At 35.8% G+C, this 21,519-nt stretch carries 19 protein-coding genes and 1 tRNA gene; 9 read left to right on the top strand and 11 right to left on the bottom strand.

The annotated features are described in order from the left end of the window. Nucleotides 1–4: 4 nt before the first annotated feature. The gene (locus B2Z27_RS08155; protein WP_286813294.1) at nt 5–793 is read right to left on the bottom strand and encodes an alpha/beta fold hydrolase; all 789 of its coding nucleotides are present in this window, start codon (nt 791–793) and stop codon (nt 5–7) included. A 223-nt stretch (nt 794–1,016) separates the two neighbouring features. On the opposite strand from B2Z27_RS08155, the gene B2Z27_RS08150 reads away from it, so the two are divergent. Then, the gene (locus tag B2Z27_RS08150) at nt 1,017–1,208 is read left to right on the top strand and encodes a hypothetical protein (protein ID WP_058103594.1); all 192 of its coding nucleotides are present in this window, start codon (nt 1,017–1,019) and stop codon (nt 1,206–1,208) included. On the opposite strand, the gene pyrF is transcribed toward B2Z27_RS08150, so the two are convergent. The 6 genes from pyrF to B2Z27_RS08120 form a co-directional block, all read right to left on the bottom strand. Beyond that, nucleotides 1,200–2,021, bottom strand: coding sequence for an orotidine-5'-phosphate decarboxylase (gene pyrF, locus B2Z27_RS08145; protein WP_286813293.1), 822 nt, complete (start codon nt 2,019–2,021; stop codon nt 1,200–1,202). The two genes, B2Z27_RS08150 and pyrF, sit on opposite strands and share 9 nt — an antisense overlap. 3 nt (nt 2,022–2,024) lie before the next feature. Next, the gene (gene prfA / locus B2Z27_RS08140) at nt 2,025–3,101 is read right to left on the bottom strand and encodes a peptide chain release factor 1 (protein WP_058103596.1); all 1,077 of its coding nucleotides are present in this window, start codon (nt 3,099–3,101) and stop codon (nt 2,025–2,027) included. Between the two features lie 109 nt (nt 3,102–3,210). After that, entirely contained in the window at nt 3,211–4,167 is a 957-nt protein-coding gene (locus B2Z27_RS08135; protein WP_074672605.1) for an FAD:protein FMN transferase, read from the bottom strand. A gap of 117 nt (nt 4,168–4,284) precedes the next feature. Beyond that, nucleotides 4,285–4,728, bottom strand: coding sequence for a ubiquinol-cytochrome c reductase iron-sulfur subunit (locus tag B2Z27_RS08130; RefSeq protein WP_058103598.1), 444 nt, complete (start codon nt 4,726–4,728; stop codon nt 4,285–4,287). 52 nt (nt 4,729–4,780) lie between these two features. After that, the gene (locus B2Z27_RS08125; RefSeq protein ID WP_286813292.1) at nt 4,781–5,959 is read right to left on the bottom strand and encodes an AIR synthase related protein; all 1,179 of its coding nucleotides are present in this window, start codon (nt 5,957–5,959) and stop codon (nt 4,781–4,783) included. A 96-nt stretch (nt 5,960–6,055) separates the two neighbouring features. Next, the gene (locus B2Z27_RS08120; RefSeq protein ID WP_210706324.1) at nt 6,056–8,242 is read right to left on the bottom strand and encodes a glutamine synthetase III; all 2,187 of its coding nucleotides are present in this window, start codon (nt 8,240–8,242) and stop codon (nt 6,056–6,058) included. Between the two features lie 188 nt (nt 8,243–8,430). Here B2Z27_RS08120 and B2Z27_RS08115 point away from each other — a divergent pair, with 188 nt between their 5' ends. Then, on the top strand, nt 8,431–9,447 hold the full coding sequence (locus B2Z27_RS08115) for a glutamine synthetase beta-grasp domain-containing protein (protein WP_058103600.1): 1,017 nt from the start codon (nt 8,431–8,433) through the stop codon (nt 9,445–9,447). Nucleotides 9,448–9,529: 82 nt separating this feature from the next. Here the strand turns inward: B2Z27_RS08115 and B2Z27_RS08110 are convergent, their stop codons facing one another. Next, nucleotides 9,530–10,468, bottom strand: a complete 939-nt coding sequence (locus tag B2Z27_RS08110; RefSeq protein WP_215996349.1) for a calcium/sodium antiporter — start codon at nt 10,466–10,468, stop codon at nt 9,530–9,532. A 149-nt stretch (nt 10,469–10,617) separates the two neighbouring features. On the opposite strand from B2Z27_RS08110, the gene B2Z27_RS08105 reads away from it, so the two are divergent. The 3 genes from B2Z27_RS08105 to B2Z27_RS08095 all read left to right on the top strand — a co-directional run bounded on the left by B2Z27_RS08105 (nt 10,618) and on the right by B2Z27_RS08095 (nt 13,113). After that, the gene (locus B2Z27_RS08105) at nt 10,618–10,977 is read left to right on the top strand and encodes a BlaI/MecI/CopY family transcriptional regulator (RefSeq protein WP_058103602.1); all 360 of its coding nucleotides are present in this window, start codon (nt 10,618–10,620) and stop codon (nt 10,975–10,977) included. A gap of 433 nt (nt 10,978–11,410) precedes the next feature. Continuing rightward, entirely contained in the window at nt 11,411–12,457 is a 1,047-nt protein-coding gene (locus tag B2Z27_RS08100) for a M56 family metallopeptidase (RefSeq protein WP_286813436.1), read from the top strand. 503 nt (nt 12,458–12,960) lie between these two features. Then, nucleotides 12,961–13,113: a hypothetical protein gene (locus tag B2Z27_RS08095; RefSeq protein WP_058103604.1), complete on the top strand. Its 153-nt coding sequence runs from the start codon at nt 12,961–12,963 to the stop codon at nt 13,111–13,113. Here the strand turns inward: B2Z27_RS08095 and B2Z27_RS08090 are convergent. Beyond that, nucleotides 13,110–13,622, bottom strand: coding sequence for an adenine phosphoribosyltransferase (locus B2Z27_RS08090; RefSeq protein ID WP_286813290.1), 513 nt, complete (start codon nt 13,620–13,622; stop codon nt 13,110–13,112). The genes B2Z27_RS08095 and B2Z27_RS08090 overlap by 4 nt on opposite strands. Before the next feature lie 75 nt (nt 13,623–13,697). Between B2Z27_RS08090 and B2Z27_RS08085 the strand changes: the two genes are divergently transcribed. Then, a tRNA-Arg gene (locus B2Z27_RS08085) sits at nt 13,698–13,771 on the top strand. Nucleotides 13,772–13,802: 31 nt separating this feature from the next. On the opposite strand, the gene B2Z27_RS08080 is transcribed toward B2Z27_RS08085, so the two are convergent. Continuing rightward, entirely contained in the window at nt 13,803–15,026 is a 1,224-nt protein-coding gene (locus B2Z27_RS08080) for a glycoside hydrolase family 88 protein (protein ID WP_286813289.1), read from the bottom strand. A gap of 234 nt (nt 15,027–15,260) precedes the next feature. Between B2Z27_RS08080 and B2Z27_RS08075 the strand changes: the two genes are divergently transcribed. From B2Z27_RS08075 to uxuA, 3 genes are read left to right on the top strand one after another with little or no spacing between them, the layout of a single operon-like run. Then, nucleotides 15,261–16,649, top strand: coding sequence for a 3-keto-disaccharide hydrolase (locus tag B2Z27_RS08075; protein WP_286813288.1), 1,389 nt, complete (start codon nt 15,261–15,263; stop codon nt 16,647–16,649). Nucleotides 16,650–16,654: 5 nt separating this feature from the next. Further along, on the top strand, nt 16,655–18,010 hold the full coding sequence (locus tag B2Z27_RS08070; RefSeq protein ID WP_286813287.1) for a Gfo/Idh/MocA family protein: 1,356 nt from the start codon (nt 16,655–16,657) through the stop codon (nt 18,008–18,010). Between the two features lie 35 nt (nt 18,011–18,045). Next, nucleotides 18,046–19,224, top strand: coding sequence for a mannonate dehydratase (uxuA, locus tag B2Z27_RS08065; protein ID WP_286813286.1), 1,179 nt, complete (start codon nt 18,046–18,048; stop codon nt 19,222–19,224). Between the two features lie 2 nt (nt 19,225–19,226). Here uxuA and B2Z27_RS08060 read toward each other — a convergent pair whose 3' ends face one another. Then, complete coding sequence (locus tag B2Z27_RS08060) at nt 19,227–21,464, bottom strand: DUF7133 domain-containing protein (RefSeq protein ID WP_286813285.1); 2,238 nt, start codon at nt 21,462–21,464, stop codon at nt 19,227–19,229. Nucleotides 21,465–21,519: the final 55 nt, after the last annotated feature.

Genomic DNA, 21,519 nt, shown 5'->3' with positions numbered 1-21,519 from the left:
CACTTTAGATTGTTTTTTGACCGCCCAAATATGCAATTACCTTCTCATTAAAAAATACTGGTCGTTCCACATTTACAACATGACCACAGTCTTCAACCACCACCAATTGCGAACTTTTATGCAAAGAAACAATTTTTCGAATGCTGGGAAGAAATAAATAATCTTCTTCTCCCATGACATATAATGTAGGTATGTTGATATCTGCAGACCTAAAAAAGCTTAATAATGGATTAATTTCCGAGGTTAGCTTAAACCATCTTATAAACTCTTTTTGATATAGCTTTTTTGCCTCACGTACAAAAAGCGACCTAGACTCCTTATGATTTTTATTTGGCATTATAATAAAAGCAAAGAACTTGTATAACCATAGATAAGGCACGATCGATTTAAATATGATACCAAGTTTTATCAATATTTGAGATCTAAGGTTCAATTTCATTATAGCACCGCCCATAACCATACTTTCTACCCGATCAGGATGGTTTTCCGCTAAATTCCGTATTAGAATAGTACCTAATGATATCCCTACAAAATGAGATTTTTCTATACCTTCTTGATCAATAACCTCAACAATATCGTTAGTAATAACATCAAAGGTGTACTTTTCATTAAAAACATTTTTTAAACTAGACTTAGAATTCCCATGCCCTCTTAAATCTAATAGCAATACGTTATAGTGTTTCTTAAATTCTCGTATTTGTTTGAACCATATTGAAGAACTACCTCCTGCGCCATGCACAAATGTCACCCATTCAGTAGCTGTTTTATGATGATACGTAATATAATGAAGCACAGGTTTGTATTTAAAAAAAGTTGTAATGTACAATGTATATATAGTTTTTCACAATCTGTTTAAGATTTTAAAAAATCACTTATAAAGGGCTATCTTTTAAATTATCACAGGTGTATTTGTTAAAAAAAAGACATATTACCTATAAATTAGATGTACAGCTACACATACACACATCCAAAACCTGAATCTGAACGTATATTTGTAAGAAACTAAAACCAGGATTATGGAAAAGCAATATTGCAAGGTAGGGACAGTAACACCAATGGAAGCTAATACAGACATTATAAGCTTATTGGAGTATCAATATCAGATGTTTTTAGACAAAGCTTCTAACATGCAAACCAATACCCAGTTGGGAGAATTTTTTGAATCTAAAGCCCAGAAAATCAAAAAAACTTTAGAAGACCTAGTTTAGTCTTTGGAGCTCTATTTTCATAGCTTCTTGTAACTCTTTAGCTTTTTTTCTAGCAGCATCTGCAAAATCCTCCTGGTCAGATGCATAGATAATTCCGCGTGAAGAATTAATAAGTAGTCCAACATCTTTTGTCATACCATATTCACAAACATCTACTAAACTACCGCCTTGGGCACCAACTCCAGGCACCAATAAGAAGCTATTAGGTATTATTTGACGAATTTCCTTCAGATATTCAGCCTTTGTGGCACCCACAACGTACATTAAATTCTCTGCCCCTCTGTAGGTAGTAGAAACCGATAATACCTCTTTATATAGCTCTCTATCTCCAATCTTTTTAGTTTGAAAATCAAAAGCACCACCATTTGACGTTAAAGCAAGTAAGATGGTATGTTTATCCTTGAACTCCAAAAAAGGTTCAACCGAATCTTTGCCCATATAAGGAGCAATTGTGATGGAATCAAAATTTAAATCTTCAAAAAATGCCTTCGCATATCTTGTAGACGTATTACCTATATCACCACGTTTAGCATCTGCAATGGTGAAAATTTCAGGATAATTCTTATTTAGATACTTTATCGTTTTTCGCAATGCAGACCACCCCTGTACGCCATACGCTTCATAAAATGCTATGTTAGGTTTATAAGCCACACATAAATCATGTGTGGCATCAATAATTGCTTTGTTAAACTCAAAAATAGAATCTTCTTCCTCCAACAAAAAAGGTGGAATTTTCTCTAAGTCGGTATCTAAACCTATACACAAAAAGGATTGTTTTTTATGAATTTGGGCAACCAATTCTTGGGTAGTCATATCTTAAAATATCTCAGAGGCTTCCCTCAATTTTTCGGTATTTTCTACAAAACTCAATTCATCTATTATTTTTTGGATATCTCCATCTATAATATTAGACAAATCATACAAGGTTAGACCAATACGATGATCGGTAACCCTACCTTGCGGGTAATTGTAAGTTCTAATTTTTGCAGAACGGTCACCACTACTTACTTGAGAGTTTCGCTTTGCAGCATCTTCTTCTTGTTTTTTTGCCAATTCTAAATCATATAACCTAGAACGCAAAACCCTAAAAGCTTTGTCCTTATTCTTGTGCTGCGATTTTTGATCCTGACATTGAGCCACTAAACCCGTTGGTATATGCGTTAAACGCACCGCAGAGTATGTAGTGTTTACAGATTGACCACCAGGACCTGACGAGCAGAAAAAATCTATACGTACATCTTTAGGATCTATTTGTACGTCAAAATCTTCAGCTTCGGGCAAAACCATAACCGTAGCGGCGCTGGTATGCACCCTACCCTGGGTTTCTGTCTGTGGCACCCTCTGTACACGGTGAACACCGGCTTCAAACTTTAAAGTTCCGTATACATCGGTACCAGATACTTCAAACTGAATTTCCTTATAACCACCACTAGTACCTTCACTAAGGTCAATTACATTTGTTTTCCAACCTCTACCCTCACAGTATTTAGTATACATTCTAAAAAGGTCACCAGCAAAGATACTAGCCTCATCACCACCAGTTCCTGCCCTGATTTCTACTACGACATCCTTAGCATCTTCAGGATCTTTTGGTATCAACATCAGTTTAATATCCTCTTCCAGCTTTGGCAGAGCCCCTTTGGCCTCTTCCATTTGCATCTTGGCCATTTCAAGCATTTCTTCATCACTACCATCGGCAATGATTTCCTCAGCTTCGGCAATATTATTGGTAAGCTCAAGATATTCTTCTCGCTTATCCATTAAGTCTTTAAGATCTTTATATTCTTTAGTAAGCTTTACATATTTATCTTGATCAGATATAATATTAGGTTGAATTATAAGGTCGGAAACCTCATCAAAACGTTGTTTTACTATGTTTAATTTTTCTATCATATGCTTACTTCACTTGTATGGCAAATTTACAATAAAATTACAGACACTTTAAAGTGATTATCGTGGGAAGAAATAATTAAAAAACGAGCACCTTGGTTTTTTGAAATACTTAGTTTAGCAGAATGCCATTACTTTTGTGCATTTTATTGGCGCTATCCACAATAATAACCTCTGTATCTCCAAGTTGATTTATAAGAGCCAAACCTGCATCTAGTCCCATTACAAAGATGGATGTTGCCAAGGCATCTGATAACTCCGCACTTTTTGCAAATACCGATACACTGTTGATACCCGTAGCGGGAAAACCTGTTTTAGGATCTAAAATATGGGTGTATTTTTTATTGCCGGACATGATAAAATTACCGTCACTGGCCGTTGTTGCCACAGATGACTCAAGAATTGGAATCCATGATGCAATACCACCTTTTAAATCTGGATTCATAACCCCGATCAACCATTTATCACCTGTAACTTTGGTACCCCAAGTGGTAATATCACCATTTAAATTTATAATACCGGCCTTAACATCTTTTGACACCAATAAAGCCTTTGCCTTATCTGCAGCAAACCCCTTTCCAATACCACCAAAAGAAATTTTCATTCCTTTCTTCTTTAAAAAAACAGTTTGATCCTTATTGTTCAAAACAATATTCTTATACCCTATTCTAGATTGCACCGCCTCTACGTTTGCCTTAGAAGGTAAAGACTGCATTGAACCATCTAATTTCCATACATCTTTAAGTGCAGTGAATGTTATATCAAATGCACCGTTGGTAATTTCAGAAATTTGAATAGACCGCTCTATGAGCTTGTATAGTTCCCAACTTACGTGAACCGGCTTAATACCGGCATTTCTATTAATCAAACTTGTTTCAGAGTCCTGGTCCCAGGAAGAGATCAACTTCTCAATTCTTTGAACTTCGGCCAAAGCTTCCTGTATATAAATGTAACCCAACTCCTCATCTACCGAAACTACCGTAATGTCAAAATCACCGCCCATTACCTCGTAAGACTTCTTTACGGTAACGTACTTTTTATCTTGACCATACGAAATGTAGGTCAACATAACTATTAATAAGGCACTGATATACTTCACTTACTTTCTCTAGTTGGGGGTCAATTTTATCATCAAAGAATAATAAGTTAGGTTGGTGTTGTTGGTTTTAGAATTATAGTTTGATCATTACTCAAAAACTCGTAAAATATCACCTTCAAGTGAAGTATTGTATATTTTTAAGGCTCTTGAAGTACTGTTAGGAATTTCATTTAAAGGAGTACCGGTCTGAGAAAACTTTGATCCGTGCACATCACAGTAAAAAATACCACCTTCTTGATTTACAAATCTTACCTGATCATATTGCTCATGACTGCAGATTTGCGTAGCGGCAACAAATTCACCTTCAAGATTTCTAACTACAACAACAAGATTTTTTAAAATAAATCCGCCATTATTTGCCAATTTAGCAGCCTCAGAAGAAGTAAGATCAATAGTGAAATCTACATTGGTTGGTGGCGTAACAATATCTCCTTCAACTTCATTGTCCTTGGAACAACTGCCCAAGCAAGGAAACGTTATTGCAAATGCAGCACCCGCACCCAGAGTTCGTAAAAATTCTTTTCTTTCCATAGCAAGATAGGTTTATACAAAAAGAACGATTTATTTACATTAATCGTATGTTCTAATACACAAAGGTGCCGTACTTACTGGAAATTGTTAATTTTTTAGAATCCGATGCCTCTACCTTACCTATAATTTTAGCATTTACGCCAAAACTCTTCGACATTTCAATAATATCACCTGCGATATCTTCAGGAAGATAAATCTCTAATCTATGACCACAATTGAAAACCTTATACATCTCTTTCCAATCTGTACCAGACTGTTCTTGAATTAATTGAAAAAGAGGTGGCACTTCAAATAAGTTATCCTTGATAATATGAAGCTCATCTACAAAATGAAGAATTTTGGTCTGTGCCCCACCGCTACAATGAATCATACCATGAATTTGCTCAGGGCTATATGTAGAAAGTATTTTTTTTACGATCGGTGCATATGTCCTTGTTGGTGACAACACTAATTTACCGGCATTAATTGGAGAATTCTCAACATCATCCGTTAATTTCACCTTTCCTGAATACACCAAATCTTCTGGCACCTCAGCGTCAAAGCTCTCAGGGAATTTTTCTGCCAAATAATTAGAGAACACATCATGGCGTGCAGAGGTGAGTCCGTTACTTCCCATACCGCCATTATACTCTTTCTCGTATGTTGCTTGACCAAAAGATTCTAGACCTACAATAACATCGCCTGCCTTAATATTGGCATTATCGATCACCTCACTTCTTTTCAATCTAGCAGTAACCGTAGAATCTACAATAATTGTTCTTACCAAATCCCCAACATCGGCAGTTTCACCACCGGTAGAATGAATAGTGATACCAAACTCACCCAAGTCGTTTATCAACTCTTCCGTTCCATTGATTATAGCTGAAAGCACCTCACCCGGAATCTTATTTTTATTTCTGCCAATAGTAGATGAAAGCATAATATTGTCAGTAGCCCCAACACAGATTAAATCATCTATGTTCATGATCAAGGCATCTTGCGCAATACCTTTCCAAACGGAAATATCTCCCGTTTCTTTCCAGTACATATATGCCAACGACGACTTTGTACCCGCCCCATCTGCATGCATGATCAAGCAATACTCTTTGTCTCCTGTCAAATAATCAGGAACTATTTTACAGAAAGCCTTAGGAAAAAGACCTTTATCAATATTCTTTATAGCATTGTGCACGTCTTCTTTAGAAGCTGACACGCCCCGTTGCTGATATCTTTCATTGCTAGGTGTTGACATAACTAAAATTTGAAACAAAAATAAGGGAATCATTAAAACTGCAACCTTAGTTCAGCTTAATAATTCCCCATTTTTTTTAATAATTAAAGACTAGGCTTATTCAATGAACAACAATTCCCTATACTTGGTCAATGGCCATAAGGTATTGTCCATTAATTTTTCCAACTTATCACTATGTGATCTAATTTCAGAAAAATATGGTTTTACATCAAAGCAATATGACTTTGCCTTCTTTTTTGTGTCTTTTAGAGCATTTGCCTTCTTTCTTGCATCTGCCATGGCATCAACCATTTTCTTAATGCTTACTACATGCTCTGCAATTTCTTCTATCATGGTCAATTGCCCTTCAGTGAATTTTTTATGTGCCGCTCCATAAATTTCCTTAAGTCCAGACACATTTTTAATCAGCTTATTTTGATATTCCAATGCTGACGGTAAAATATACCCGTAAACCAATTCATTATACACCCTACCCTCTATCTGTAGGTGCATAATATAATTCTCCAGATCCACTTCTTGGCGGGCGCCCACTTCAACCTCACTCATTACATCCATAGATTCAAAAAGTGCAATACTGTCTTTTGATGTCAAGACCTCTAGAGCTTCGGGAGTATTTTTATTGTTACTTAATTTTCTTCGTTTAGCTTCGTTTTCCCATTCAACACTATAGCCATCACCGTCAAAACGAATTCGTTTGGATGTTTTTATATATTCACGTAGTACATTAAAAACAGCTTCGTCTTTTTTAAGATTTTTCTTGTCTACCAGTGCATCTACCTCTTTCTTAAAATCTTTTAATTGCTTTGCAACAATGGTATTTAAAATGGTCATTGGCTTGGCACAATTGGTCTTGGAACCAACGCCACGCATTTCAAATTTATTACCTGTAAATGCAAAAGGTGAAGTTCTGTTTCGATCGGTATTATCCATCAATATTTCTGGAATTTTACCTACTACGTTCAGCTTAAGCTCTGTTTTTTCCTCTGGAGACAATTTTCCTTTGGATACCCCTTCAAGCTCATCTAAAACATTACTTAATTGAGTACCTACAAAAATTGAAAATATTGCTGGTGGAGCTTCGTTTGCCCCCAGCCTATGATCATTACTTGCCGAAGCTATTGAAGAACGCAAAAGTTCTTCATAAGTATCTACCGCTTTAATGGTGTTAATAAAAAAGGTCAAAAACTGTAAGTTCTTCATTGGTGTAGAACCAGGACTAAGAAGATTTACCCCGGTATTGGTCTGTAGAGACCAGTTGTTATGCTTACCCGACCCATTGATCCCAGCAAATGGCTTTTCATGGAACAGCACTTTAAAATGATGTTTATCCGCAATCTTATCCATCACATCCATCAATAGAAGATTATGGTCAATTGCCAAGTTTGCTTCTTCAAAAACAGGAGCCAGTTCAAACTGATTTGGGGCAACTTCATTGTGCCTGGTCTTTACAGGTATACCCAATTTTGTACATTCTTTTTCCAAATCACTCATAAAACTCAGCACACGACTAGGTATAACCCCAAAATAATGATCATCTAATTGTTGTCCTTTTGCAGGAGTTTCGCCCACCAAAGTACGACCGGTCATCATAATATCCGGTCTAGAATGGGCAAGAGCTTTATCGATCAAAAAATATTCTTGCTCCCAACCTAAAGTTGCGTTGACCTTGGTAACGGTTTTATCAAAATATTTAGCCACTGCGGTTGCCGCTTCATCCACTGCACCCAATGCTCTTAACAATGGAGCTTTATTATCTAAAGCTTCACCCGTATAAGAAACAAATATTGTAGGTATACATAAAGTAGTACCATATATGAATGCGGGTGAAGATGGGTCCCAAGCCGTGTAGCCCCTAGCCTCAAAAGTATTTCTAATGCCCCCACTTGGAAAACTAGATGCATCTGGTTCTTGCTGCACCAATTGACCACCACCAAACTTCTCTAAAGCCGTACCATCTGGCATAAGATCAAAGAAGGCATCATGTTTCTCTGCAGTTGAACCGGTTAAAGGCTGAAACCAGTGGGTATAATGAGTAGCTCCCATTGAAATTGCCCAACCCTTTATGGCCTCTGCGACCTGATCTGCAATTTTTCGGTCGATCTTAGAACCAGAATCCATAGCACCTTTCAATCCTTCAAAAGCATCTTTGGTTAGGTATTGCAACATCTTTTTTTCATTGAACACATTGATACCGAACAAGTCAGACCTTCTTCCATTTTCCTGAATAGCGATGGCATTTCTATTTTGACTTTCTTTTATTGCTGTAAATCTTGAGGACATCATACCTAAATTCATTATTAATTTCACAAAATTACGTTCTATAAATATAAATATGATAAAATACCCGACAAAAATTAGGGGTGGATAGAAATAAATTTAATTTTTACAGATTTACCCCCTTAAAAATTCATACAGATTGATAAAAAACATATTTTTGTTTGTAACTTATTTTAAATTATAACGAGCACATTATGAGCAAAACAAAATTAGAATACATCTGGTTAGATGGATATTTTCCAACCCAAAACATGAGAAGCAAGACCAAAGTGGTTAATGACTTTGGTGGTAAATTAGAAGATTGCCCAATGTGGTCTTTTGATGGAAGTTCAACGCGCCAGGCCGAAGGTGGTTCTTCTGACTGTTTGCTTAAACCAGTTGCAATCTACCCTGATCCAGCAAGAAAGGACGGATACTTGGTAATGACAGAAGTACTTAATGCAGATGGTACGCCTCACGTTTCTAATGGTAGAGCTACTATTGATGATGACGATAATGATTTCTGGTTCGGATTTGAGCAAGAATATTTCATCATGGATACTGCTACTGAATTACCTTTAGGTTTCCCAAGAGGTGGTTACCCAGCTCCACAGGGAATGTACTACTGTTCAGTTGGTGGTAAAAACACGCACGGCAGACATATTGTAGAGGAGCACGCAGATCTTTGTATTGCTGCTGGTCTTAACTTTGAAGGTATTAACCAAGAAGTTGCTTGTGGTCAATGGGAGTTTCAATTGTTCGCTAAAGGTGCAAAATTAGCCGGTGATGAATTATGGGTAGCACGTTACTTATTGGACAGACTTACAGAGTCTTACGGATACTATATTGAATATCACCCAAAACCATTAGGTAAAGATATGGACTGGAACGGTTCTGGTATGCACGCAAACTTCTCTAACACTACGTTAAGAACTTGTGGAGACCAGGCAACTTACGAAAAAATATGTGAGGCATTTAGACCAGTAGTTAAAGAACATATCTCTGTATATGGTGAGTTTAACGATCAACGTTTAACAGGTTTACACGAAACTGCTGCTATTACAGATTTCAGCTTCGGTATTTCTGATAGAGGAGCTTCTATACGTATTCCTATCGCAACGGTAGAAAGCGGATGGAAAGGATGGTTAGAAGATAGAAGACCGGCATCTAATGGTGATCCATATAAAATTGCAGGTGTTATCGTTAAAACGGTAAAATCAGCTAAGGTTTAATACCAAATTAATTGTAGATTATATATTAAAAATGCCCTGAACATGTTCAGGGCGTTTTTTTTTGCTTTCTCCGAGTTAGAAACTATCCTATGGTAAAATAGACAAAAGCAAGATATACGCCTAAAAGTACTACTCCATCTCGCCAACCCAATCTCAATCCTTTAGGAATAAAAACCAAAGGAAGGACAAGAAAGGAAATACCCAACAACCAAAAAATGTCATTGGTCAACAATCCTTGATCCATAACGGAAATAGGCGTAATTATAGAAGTAATACCTAACACGGCCAAGAGGTTAAAAATATTGGAACCTATTAAATTCCCTAAGGAAATTGCTTTTTCTTTTTTGATAATAGCTATGATCGATGCCGCTAACTCAGGTATACTTGTACCTACAGAAACTATCGTAATTGCTATTACACGTTCACTAACTCCAAATGCTGTAGCCATACCTACTGCTCCACTGATTAGCAGCTCAGAACCGCCCCAAAGTGCCCCACCACCTAATCCTAAGAACAAGGCTGTCTTATAGGTTGGTAACATTACATCTGGCTCATCTTCCGCATCGATAACAGCAGGTTTTTGAAATCGTAATAAATACACCAAGAATACAAATAGGAAAATTACCATGACCACCCCTTCGTATTGCTGAAGAACTCCATCAAAATAGATAAAGAAAAAGAATAGTAAGGAAGCCAACATCATTACCGGCCAATCTGTAGTATAAAAGCTTTTGCTAACATCTATAGGTCCTAATAAAATAGTAATTGCAAGTACCAAACCTAAATTTGCGATATTAGATCCCACAACATTACCTAAGGCCAAATCAGGAAAACCATCTAAAGCTGCATTAATACTTACAATTAGCTCAGGTGCAGAGGTTGCGAAAGACACAACCGTCATACCTATTACTATTTTCGGAATTTTTAATTTTAACGATAGATCTACCGCCGCCTTCAGCAACCAATTACCTCCAGCTATCAACAAAACTAGTCCGGCAACAATAAATAAGAAATCTTGCATGTAAAGAATTTTAACAAATATAGATAGAACATTTTTTTGGACATATGATAATTGACATCAATTGAAAACTAAAAATTTCGTTAAATAACTATTTTTATAGTTGTATAACTAAAAAAATAGTTTAATTTGGATCTATCAAAAGATAGGCAATGGAAAAACTTACAAATAAGGAAGAAGAGATCATGAAAATTCTTTGGCGCTTAAAAAAAGCGTTTGTCAAGGAAATTATGCAAGAAATAACGGAAAATAAGCCACATTACAATACCCTCTCTACTATTGTAAGAAACCTGGAAGAAAAGAAATTCGTAGGATTTACTGCCTATGGAAAAACACATCAATACCATCCTATCATAACCAAAGAAGCCTACTACAAGGCATATGTAAATGAAGACATGGTTGAATATTTTGACAATTCTTACAAGAACATTGTTTCTTTCTTTGCCAAAGAAGAAAAAATATCGGTAGACGAATTAAAAGAAATTATCAACCTTATTGAAAATGGAAAATAGATGGAAGCTTTTTGTTACTATTTGCTAAAGTCCGGATTAGTACTTGGTCTATTTTTTCTTTGCTATCAATTTTTGTTAAGCAGGGAAACCTTTTATACATTCAATAGATCTTTTCTGCTGTTAGGTTTGTTTACTTCTGTATTCTTTCCATTAATCTATATTATAAATACCATTACCCTACCCGTACAACACATAAGTGAGGCCACAAACAACATCATCTTGCCAAATGAACAAAACAATTTTATTGGCAACTCCCCATTTAATATTGCCCTAGCAATTTATGGTATAGGAGCCAGCTTATTTTTAACGAAATTCCTACTTCAAATTTATAAGCTTAGAAAGTTAATACAAAACGGAAATAAGAAGCATATTGATAGCATTAGCCATATTGTCACAACAGATAATGTAACTCCTTTTTTCCTTCTTTAATGCTATTGTTTACAATCCTAGTTTACACGATAAAAGCGAACTTAAAAGCATTATTTCGCATGAAGTGGTCCATGCTCAACAAAAACATTCATATGATGTAATATTCATGGAGATTTTCTTAGCACTGCAATGGTTTAATCCTTTTGCATGGTATTATAGAATTGCAATAAAACAAAACTTAGAATTTCTAGCCGATACCGACAACACTGAAATAAAGCTCAATAAAAAAGATTACCAATACATACTGTTGAAACAGGCTGTTGGTCAGCAAAATTTATCAATCATAAATCCATTTTTTAATTCATTAATCAAAAAGCGAATAGTCATGATCAATCAACAAAAATCAAAAAAAGTAAATGCAATTAAAAGTTTATTCATTCTACCTATGCTTGCATTATTTCTCATCAGTTTTAATACCAAAGAGGTGTATACCACCAATGAAAAAAATATTTCTGACAATACTATAGAAATACTTATAGACAAGAATACTACGGATAATCAGCTGGTAAAAATCAAAAACGACTTGATCAAAGAAGGCTTTGATTTTTCTTTTACCACGGTAAGAAATAAAAATTCAGAGATTCAAAATATATCTATAGAGATAAATGGTGGAAACAAAAGCAAAGGTGAAGTCAGTAGTCGATTTAATTCAGCATCTGATAATGACACTATTGATAAAATTCATATCATTATAGATACCGATAAAAACAGCATATTTATTAGTCATGTAGATGTAGCCCATAAGGTTACTTCAGCTAAGAAAACTAGTAACAGTAATAATAATCAGCAAATTTCAATTTCCACATCTTCATCTGGCGAATATGATTTAAAAGTCTCTGAAGAAACCGATAATGGCTTCAAGTTCATATCTGGCAATGATAACAAAGAACCATTATTTTTTGTTGACGGAAAAAAATGGGAGTCGAAAGACGTATCAAATTTAGACCCGAGTAAAATTGCTTCAATGAATGTTATTAAAGGGCTAAGTGCTCAAGAGAAATATGGTGAAGATGGAAAAAACGGAGTTGTTGAAATTACACTGAAAAAGTAAAATCTGCGAATGCGTCTCTAATTAAAATCTAAAATCCGAAGAACTATTTACTTCGGATTTTTTTTGACACATAATGAAAGTATTCAAAATTTGAATTTTCATCTACTTTTTCGTCTACAAAATAATCTTTCGATTAAAACCGCCCCTTTATTTATTACAATTATAAATTAAATAACACTATATGTTAACAATTTAAATATATCATGTAGACATATTATTTAAATTTAAAACAACATCCATCATTTAACTTATAAATACATAGTCAATTGTATTAAATTAAGATCAAATTCTTGTTTAGGGAAATAGACTATAATATCTTGGTTGAACATTCAATAACCAACTAAATAATCAAAATCATGATAGCCTTAATTAAACTTATAATCATCTTTATTTTCAGCTTAATTATAAATATGGTATTCTTATAACCTGTAAGTTAAGATGTAAGCACAAGTGAGTTTTCTACCTTGTAGCATAATTATGTATTTTAGCATAAAACAGAAACCTTGAAAAATAAGTTCTATAAATTTATTGCCAAACTTAATAAAGCATTGCTACCATCTTATAGTAAACAACGACTAGATTTATCTAAGGCCAGTAAGTTACAGATGGCAATCATTGGTTGGCGCTATTTTATTACCACCAAAGCACTAGATTAATATTTAAGTAAAGATTTTGCCTCATAGTCCTCTATTTTAGAAATACCTTCAAGAAAGGTTATCTCTATCAAGAAATTACACTGTACAATAGTACCTCCAAGTTTTTCTACCAATTTGCATGCAGCACTTGCCGTACCACCTGTTGCAAGAACATCATCATGAATCAATACCATATCACCTTTCTGTATACTATCCGTATGAATTTCCAGAGTATCCGTACCATATTCTAAATCATAAGTTTCACTCAAGGTTGTAGAAGGTAATTTCCCTGGTTTACGAATTGGCACAAATCCTGCATTTAATCTACTTGCTAGCAATGGACCAAAAATAAACCCTCTACTCTCCATCCCTACTACCTTGTCAATCTTTTGACCGTTTACCAGTTGTACCAATGCCTCAGTAGTTTTATTGAGCATTTCCGGGCTCTGCAACAGCGGAGTTATGTCCTTAAAAATGATTCCGTCTTTTGGAAAATTAGGTACATCTCTTATAAAGCTTTTAAAATCCATTTAATATTCTCTTCTTAATTTTGTGGTAAATGTAAAAAGAAATATATTTGCACCCCGTTAAGGGAAACAAATAACGGCCTCGTGGCGCAACTGAATAGCGCATCTGATTACGGCTCAGAAGGTTACAGGTTTGAATCCTGTCGAGGTCACTACAAAAAGCTCCATTCTCATGGAGCTTTTTTATTTTTTGTTCTTAATCCTAAGCATCAATTCTAAAAAGTAGTAATCTGCGTAGTTGATAGACACATCTATCTCATCATTTTTAGGCCAATTGCCCGTACTATGTTTTAAGATAAAAGGAGCTTCTATTTCAGATGGCAAAAGATATGCTTCACTTTTTAAAGTTTTCAACACCTTTTTTGAATATTCCAAATAAGCTTTTTCATTAGTAAAATTTCCTAATTCTACCAATGCAGAAGCTACAATGGTTGCAGCGGAAACATCCTTAATAGTATTTGGTATACTTGGATCATTAAAATCCCAAAACGGAATTCCGTCCTCCGGTAAATTACTATGTTTTAAATAGAATTCCGCCGATTTCCTTGCCAACTCTAAATAAACCAGATTGCCTGTATATCTATAGCACATTGTAAAGCCATAGATACCCCACGCCTGCCCCCTAGCCCATGAAGAATTATCATTAAAACCTTGGTGCGTAACTTTATCTTTAACCCTACCGGTAACGGTATCATAGACTACAACGTGAAAACTGCTATTGTCTTCCCTAAAATGATTTTTTAAAGTGGTATTGGCATGCTGCACAGCAATTTTATGAAATGTGCTATCACCCGATATTTTAGTAGCCTCAAACAACAATTCTAGGTTCATCATATTATCAATAATGACGGGATACTCCCAAATATCCTTATTAAAATCCCATGAACGTATACTTCCTACTTTTTTATTAAACCTAGTGCTCAAAGTAGTTGCACTTTGTATTAAAACAGATTTATAATGGTCATTTTTTGTTACTTCAAAACCTTCTCCAAAACTACAATACATTTTAAACCCCATATCATGGGTACCATCATTATATTTTTCTTGTTCAATATAATCCGTTGACTCCATTGCCTTGGATTTAAAGGCTGTCTTACCGGTTAATTTATACAATTGCCAGAGATTACCTGGGTAGAACCCACTTGTCCAGTCTTTTGAAGCCACTTTGAAAACCTTTTTGGTTTTAGGGTCATAACTTCTTGGGATGGAAATGGAATCTACGGCATAATCTAAAAATTTCTGATATCGAATTTGCAGAAGAGAATCTGCCGATATACGTAGTATACCTTCTTTTTTGTGAGGTATTTCTTTGCAAGAAGTAACACTTACAATTAAGATAAGAATAATTAAATAGCGATATCCACTTAATGAAAAGTACAACTGTTTACAATAATTGTTTTTTCTCAATTTTAAAGTTTATAAAGGGTTAAACCTAAACTATGCATACGCATCATGAATCCATCATTTATCTGAAATCAAAATTTCTAAACCTTAAAAGAAATCCGCCCACTATTAATTTCTAAAATATACATAAATTAAATTGTTAATTATTTAATAATTGATGCAAAAAACAATATTTTTAATTTATGATATCGATTACATAATATATATTTCGCATTAAATCGCACAATTATACCAAAAATGAAAAATCACTTATTAAAAACCAAATTATTACTTGCGACAACAGCTACATTTCTAATTAGTTGCGCCGAAACTCCTAAAGACGATGCACCGTGGGTGGATCTTTTTGATGGAGAAACTTTAAAAGGATGGCATAAATTAGGAGGAGATGCAACCTATGCCGTTAAAGAAGGTGCCATAGTAGGAACCACAACCCACAACACTCCTAACACATTTTTAACTACCGATGAAATGTATAGCGATTTCATATTAGAATTAGACTATAAGGTAGATTCTACCATGAATTCGGGAATTCAAATTAGAAGTAATAGTATACCAACATATAGAGATGGAAGGGTACATGGATATCAAGTTGAAATAGACCCTTCTGAAAGAGCCTGGAGCGGTGGTATTTATGATGAATCAAGGCGTGGTTGGTTAAACCCTATGACCAATAATCCAGCTGCACAAAAAGCTTTTAAGCAAAACGACTGGAACCATTATAGAATTGAAGCTATAGGTGATACGATTAAAACTTGGGTAAATGACGTACCTGCCGCATATCTTATAGATGATAAAACCGCAAAAGGTTTTATATGCCTACAGGTGCATAGCATTAATAGAGATCAAAAAGCAGGAACAGATATTATTTGGAAAAATGTAAGAATTATAACCGATAGTGTTTCTAAATACTCAAGAAATTCTCCTTTAACTCCTATTATTACCAAAAATCAACTGACCATAGATGAAAAGAAAGACGGCTGGAAACTTCTCTGGGACGGAAAAACCACTGATGGTTGGAGAGGTGCCAAGTTAGAGGAATTCCCTGAAAAAGGATGGAAAATTGAAGATGGCGTTCTAAGCGTACTTTCTTCTGGTGGGGAAGAGTCTGCCGCAGGTGGTGATATTGTAACCAAAGAACTTTATGGAGATTTTGAATTGAAAGTTGATTTTAAATTAACCCCAGGAGCCAACAGTGGCATTAAATATTATGTTGACACTGAGATCAATAAAGGTGAAGGCTCTTCTATTGGCCTGGAATATCAAATATTGGATGACAACCTTCACCCCGATGCAAAAAAAGGAAACCATGAAGGCAGCAGAACTGTTAGCTCTCTTTACGATTTAATTCAAGCAGATGTAAACAAACCCATTAAACCTATAGGTGAATGGAATACAGCCTATATCATATCTAAAGACAACCATGTAGAACATTGGCTAAACGGGACCAAAGTTCTTGAATATGAAAGAAAAAGTGATGCATATAGAAAATTGGTTTCTGAAAGTAAATATGCCAAGTGGCCCAATTTCGGGGAATTGGATAAGGGTCAAATACTACTACAGGACCATGGAGATTTAGTATCGTTCAAAAATGTAAAAATCCGAGCTATAAATAATACAAAAGAATAAATACGATGAGTTCAAACAGAAGAAATTTTATTAAGAAAACAGCTTTGGGTGCAGTTGGGGCTACGATAGCCAGTGGTACCGCAAATGCGATGACAGCAAAGAGCTATTCTAAAATAATAGGTGCAAACGATAGAATTCATGTAGCTATTCAAGGTTTAGGTAGAAGGTATGGTGCCTATATACCTGCTATAGCACACAAAAAAAATAATGTTGAGCTTACCTATTTATGTGATGTAATGAAAAGTCAGCGAGACAAAGCTGCCACAGAAGTAGCCTCTAAAATTAGCAGCAAACCAAAATTGGAGAACGACATCAGAAAAATATTGGACGATAAAAATGTTGATGCCATATTTATGTCCACGCCAGATCATTGGCATGCACCAGGTGCCTGTATGGCAATGCAGGCCGGCAAACACGTTTATTTAGAAAAACCTTGTAGCCATAACCCGCGCGAAGGTGAGTTGGTGGTTGCCTATCAAAAGAAATTTGATAAAGTAGTGCAAATGGGCAACCAGCAAAGATCTGCCCTAGAATCTCAAGAAATTATAAGAGATATACACAACGGCGTTATTGGTGATGTTTATAAGGCAACCGCATTCTATATTAGTGCAAGAGGTCGTGTACCCCACCAAACCAAGGCAAACCCGCCAGAAGGTTTAGATTGGGAACTTTTTCAAGGACCGGCTCCAAGAAGAGCGTACACGGACAACACTTGGGATTATAATTGGCATTGGTACGGATGGGATTATGGTACCGCAGAAATGGGCAACAATGCCACCCATGAACTTGACATTGCAAGGTGGGCATTGGGTGTTACCTATCCGGAACACGTATCTGTAGATGCTGGCAAGTATCATTATAAAGATGATGGATGGGAAATGTATGACACAATGGAAGCAACTTTTAAATTCGCTGGAAACAAAACTATTAAGTGGGATGGAAATAGTAGAACCGGATATCATAAATTTGGCAATAAATATGGTAGAGGCACCATAGTTTCAGGTTCAGAAGGTACTGCATATATTGATCGCGGCGGTTATAAGTTATTTGACCAAAAAGGAAATTTCATTAAAGAAAACCTTTCTTCCGGTGAAGAAGCAGGTACTGCACTAGGTGGTGGTGGCGATATGTCAACTTTACACACTGTCAACTTCTTTGATGCCATTAGGGGAAAAGCCGAATTAACCTCTCCTATAGATGAGGGTGCTATTAGCCAAATGCTAACACATTATGCAAACATAGCTACTAGAATAGATGATTCATTTGAAGTTGATGAAGCTACAGGTCGTATTTTTAATAGAGAAGCCATGAAATTATGGTCTAGAACCTATGAGCCAGGTTGGGAAATAAAAGATGTGTAATTCTAATATATTATCTTAGAAACTTATTTAAAAGAATGGAACAAACATGGCGTTGGTACGGACCAAATGATCCAGTATCGTTATCAGATATAAAACAAGCAGGTGCAACAGGAATTGTTAGCGCATTACACCATATTCCCAACGGAGTTATATGGTCCGTAGATGAAATAATGAAGCGAAAAAACACTATTGAAGCTGCCGGCTTAACGTGGTCGGTCGTAGAAAGTGTTCCAATTCATGAGCAAATAAAGACTCAAAGAGGAGATTATATAACTTATTACGACAACTACAAACAAACTATTACCAATCTTGGACAATGTGGCATAGATACGGTTTGCTACAATTTTATGCCCGTTTTAGATTGGACACGTACCAATTTAGATTACGAAGTGGCAGATGGCTCTACCGCGCTTCGGTTTGAAGCTAATGCCTTTGCTGCCTTTGAATTATATCTGTTAAAAAGACCCGGAGCGGAAAACACCTATACCGAGACACAAAAAAATGCTGCCAAAGCCTATTTTCAAACGCTTTCAGAAGCGGACAAAAAAAAGCTTATCAGTAACATAATAGCCGGTTTACCTGGCGCTGAAGAAGGGTACACATTAAAAGAATTCAATGAAATTTTAGCAACCTATGATGCCATAGGGCCTAAAGAATTGAAAAAAAATCTATTTGATTTTTTATCTGAAATTATTCCGGTAGCCGAAGCATCGGGTATTCGTATGTGTATTCATCCAGACGACCCGCCTTTTCCTATCTTAGGTTTACCACGAGTGGTAAGTACGGAACAAGATATCGTTGATCTTTATAAAGCCGTAGACAGCCCTAATAACGGATTAACATTTTGTACAGGATCTTTTGGTGTGAGACCAGACAATGATTTACCGGGCATGGTAGACCGTTTAGGAGACCGAATTCACTTTATTCATTTACGTAGTACACAGCGCGATGCCGATGGTAATTTTCATGAAGCGAATCATTTAGAAGGTGATGTTGATATGTACTCGGTAATGAAAGCGTTGATCAATGAGCAAAATAAAAGAAAAGCCGCTGGTCGTAATGACACTAGAATGCCCTTACGCCCCGATCACGGCCATAAAATGTTAGACGACCTTAGAAAGAAAACCAATCCGGGGTATTCTGGCATTGGTAGACTTAGAGGTTTAGCGGAATTAAGAGGTTTGGAAATGGGAATTAGAAAAAGCTTAAAATAGTTCTATTTTTTATCTAAAGCTTGTAATTCCGGTTCGGTAAACTCCATCCCCGTAGAGGATTTTACGTTTCGCAACTCACTAATTCGCTTGTTGCTTAAACTTCTGGATCGATCAGAAAAAGCATTGGTTACATATGATATAATATTGGCAATATCTTGATCGCTTATAGATTCATTTCTAATAAGTCCGGGCATTGCCAAATTTATATCATAACGTTCTCCATTTACATGAACAGGACCTTCCAGCCCGTGTAATATAATCAATGCCAAACGCTCTGTATTCTTAACATGCTCAGATCCCATAAGTGGTGGTGCCAAACCATCTATACCTTTACCATCTGCACCGTGACACGAGGCGCAAATTTGAAAAAACATTTTAGATCCACTAGTACGCGTATCTTCACGTACTACTTCAAGTGTATAGATATCATTCTTCTTATCAGATTTTCTATTGGTAATGGCATTTTCAAGTTTACTGAGGAAAGGGGTGTTTTTGAGGTTGTTCTTTATGACCGAATCATTATATAAAACGGTATCTACCTTTTCCAACCCACTGATTGCAGCATCTATTACAGTGGTATTCATCTCCCTTCGCTTTAAGATTTTGGTCAACAAAGGCTGAAATCGATGATTATTAATTTTAACCCAGTGACCTAGAACATTGGCTAGGTATGCATCTAAACCTAATTCATTCCTATCTAAAGCACTCTTAAAAATATGACTTGCCTGTTCAATTGCCTTTTCTGAAATAAAATCCTTTGAAATCACCAAAGCATGAGAAGCTACATCACTATTACTTTCTTCAATAACACTTACAAGAAAATCGAAGGACAAGGCATTCCAGCCTTCCAAAACGTAAAGTGCATGTAGTTGACCTAAAGGATTCTTTTTGTTCAATGCAAGGTCTTTAACATCGTCAATAACCGTTTTCAGCTCCTTAAAGATTAAAAAATGCTGGGCACGATCACGAATCCATCCATTATCACTTTGTAGCAAAGAGACCAATTCACTAGCATTTAAGGAATCAAAATCCGTTAAACTATTACTAGTTGCATTATTATGAGATACCTTAAAAATCCTTCCGAAGTTAACAATGGTATCCAACTCTTTAGCCTTTGCTTTATCCCGTAGATACGGACTCATATATGCATGATGCCCAATCATACCTCTATGCATATCTACCACATACATGCTACCATTGGGACCGTTCTTTAAGCTTACCGGTCTAAACCCTTCATCTAAAGAGGTTATAAATTCCTTATTCTGCCAAACTTGTTCTGCTTTGGTAGCATCTCCCATAAAGTTTAAACGCAAACGCTTTATCAAATTCCCTTCAGGAATACATACGAAAACATTCTCGGAATAAGATTGAGTAAAGCTCCCTCCTCTATAAACCAATGGACTACAAGCTGCCGTAGCATTGACGAGTAAGCTATCTGCATTCAAAACTCCCTTTGCATACCCTCTATTTACAGACCCCGCAAAAGCAGGATACACCCTTTGATCATTGGTCAATAGTTTATCTACGCTAGCTTTAGGTGTATAATATGGGTTATCTATCAGCGTATTTGGCAACACATAATCTCCCAATAAAATTCTAGAATTATCATTATAGTAAAGTCGGCCAAAATTATCGTGGGTAATGCCCCATTGCCCTCTAAAGGTAGTGGGTTCTTTTTTCCAAACACCATCAATTCTTCGATATCTAAAATTGGACTTTGCATTATATATCCAATTATCAATATTCAGTTCCAATCCGTTTGGCTGATGTTCCGGGTTGCCTTCAACCGCATAAATTGAATCAACCATAACTTTGTTTACCGGCTTATCATTTTCAATATCCACAAACCATAAATATGGAGGTTCTACATACAGTAAACCACCATAAACGTGCGCCAAGGCCCGAGGCATTACCAAACTATCCATAAATATTTTAGAATGATCTGCGACACCGTCTTTATCCAAGTCTTCAAGAATAACAATACTGCCGGAAGGTTCCTCTTCACCAGACCCTTGAAGATCGTTCATATACCCAGGCATTTGCGCTACCCAAATTCTACCTTTAGCATCAAAATCTATGGCAACAGGAGCTTTGAGAAGTGGTTCTGCCGCCAAAACCTTTAAGTTGAAACCGTCCTCTACAACATATGAATCTAAAGACACTTCTGTTTCATCATAACCTGAATTACAAGAGATTAAAAGACAGAAGAAAACAAGTAAACTATAAAAAATTAAGCGCATGAAAATTAATGGTAAATTAGGTAATCGATTACAAGAATAGCCAAACTTTAAAAAT

This window comes from Maribacter sp. UBA3344, from assembly GCF_002362375.1.
Classification (GTDB): Bacteria; Bacteroidota; Bacteroidia; order Flavobacteriales; family Flavobacteriaceae; genus Maribacter; species Maribacter dokdonensis.
This window is presented reverse-complemented; position numbering and strand designations above follow the sequence as displayed.

What these genes read in the sequence shown, in the direction of transcription:
- B2Z27_RS08135 (WP_074672605.1), bottom strand. Translation starts at nt 4,167, where the DNA reads ATGTTGACCTACATTTCGTATGGTCAAGATAAAAAGTACGTTACCGTA.
- B2Z27_RS08110 (WP_215996349.1), bottom strand. Translation starts at nt 10,468, where the DNA reads ATGCAAGATTTCTTATTTATTGTTGCCGGACTAGTTTTGTTGATAGCT.
- uxuA (WP_286813286.1), top strand. Translation starts at nt 18,046, where the DNA reads ATGGAACAAACATGGCGTTGGTACGGACCAAATGATCCAGTATCGTTA.
- B2Z27_RS08115 (WP_058103600.1), top strand. Translation starts at nt 8,431, where the DNA reads ATGAGCAAAACAAAATTAGAATACATCTGGTTAGATGGATATTTTCCA.
- B2Z27_RS08075 (WP_286813288.1), top strand. Translation starts at nt 15,261, where the DNA reads ATGAAAAATCACTTATTAAAAACCAAATTATTACTTGCGACAACAGCT.
- prfA (WP_058103596.1), bottom strand. Translation starts at nt 3,101, where the DNA reads ATGATAGAAAAATTAAACATAGTAAAACAACGTTTTGATGAGGTTTCC.
- B2Z27_RS08090 (WP_286813290.1), bottom strand. Translation starts at nt 13,622, where the DNA reads ATGGATTTTAAAAGCTTTATAAGAGATGTACCTAATTTTCCAAAAGAC.
- B2Z27_RS08105 (WP_058103602.1), top strand. Translation starts at nt 10,618, where the DNA reads ATGGAAAAACTTACAAATAAGGAAGAAGAGATCATGAAAATTCTTTGG.
- B2Z27_RS08150 (WP_058103594.1), top strand. Translation starts at nt 1,017, where the DNA reads ATGGAAAAGCAATATTGCAAGGTAGGGACAGTAACACCAATGGAAGCT.
- B2Z27_RS08120 (WP_210706324.1), bottom strand. Translation starts at nt 8,242, where the DNA reads ATGATGTCCTCAAGATTTACAGCAATAAAAGAAAGTCAAAATAGAAAT.
- B2Z27_RS08125 (WP_286813292.1), bottom strand. Translation starts at nt 5,959, where the DNA reads ATGTCAACACCTAGCAATGAAAGATATCAGCAACGGGGCGTGTCAGCT.
- B2Z27_RS08130 (WP_058103598.1), bottom strand. Translation starts at nt 4,728, where the DNA reads ATGGAAAGAAAAGAATTTTTACGAACTCTGGGTGCGGGTGCTGCATTT.
- B2Z27_RS08070 (WP_286813287.1), top strand. Translation starts at nt 16,655, where the DNA reads ATGAGTTCAAACAGAAGAAATTTTATTAAGAAAACAGCTTTGGGTGCA.
- pyrF (WP_286813293.1), bottom strand. Translation starts at nt 2,021, where the DNA reads ATGACTACCCAAGAATTGGTTGCCCAAATTCATAAAAAACAATCCTTT.
- B2Z27_RS08060 (WP_286813285.1), bottom strand. Translation starts at nt 21,464, where the DNA reads ATGCGCTTAATTTTTTATAGTTTACTTGTTTTCTTCTGTCTTTTAATC.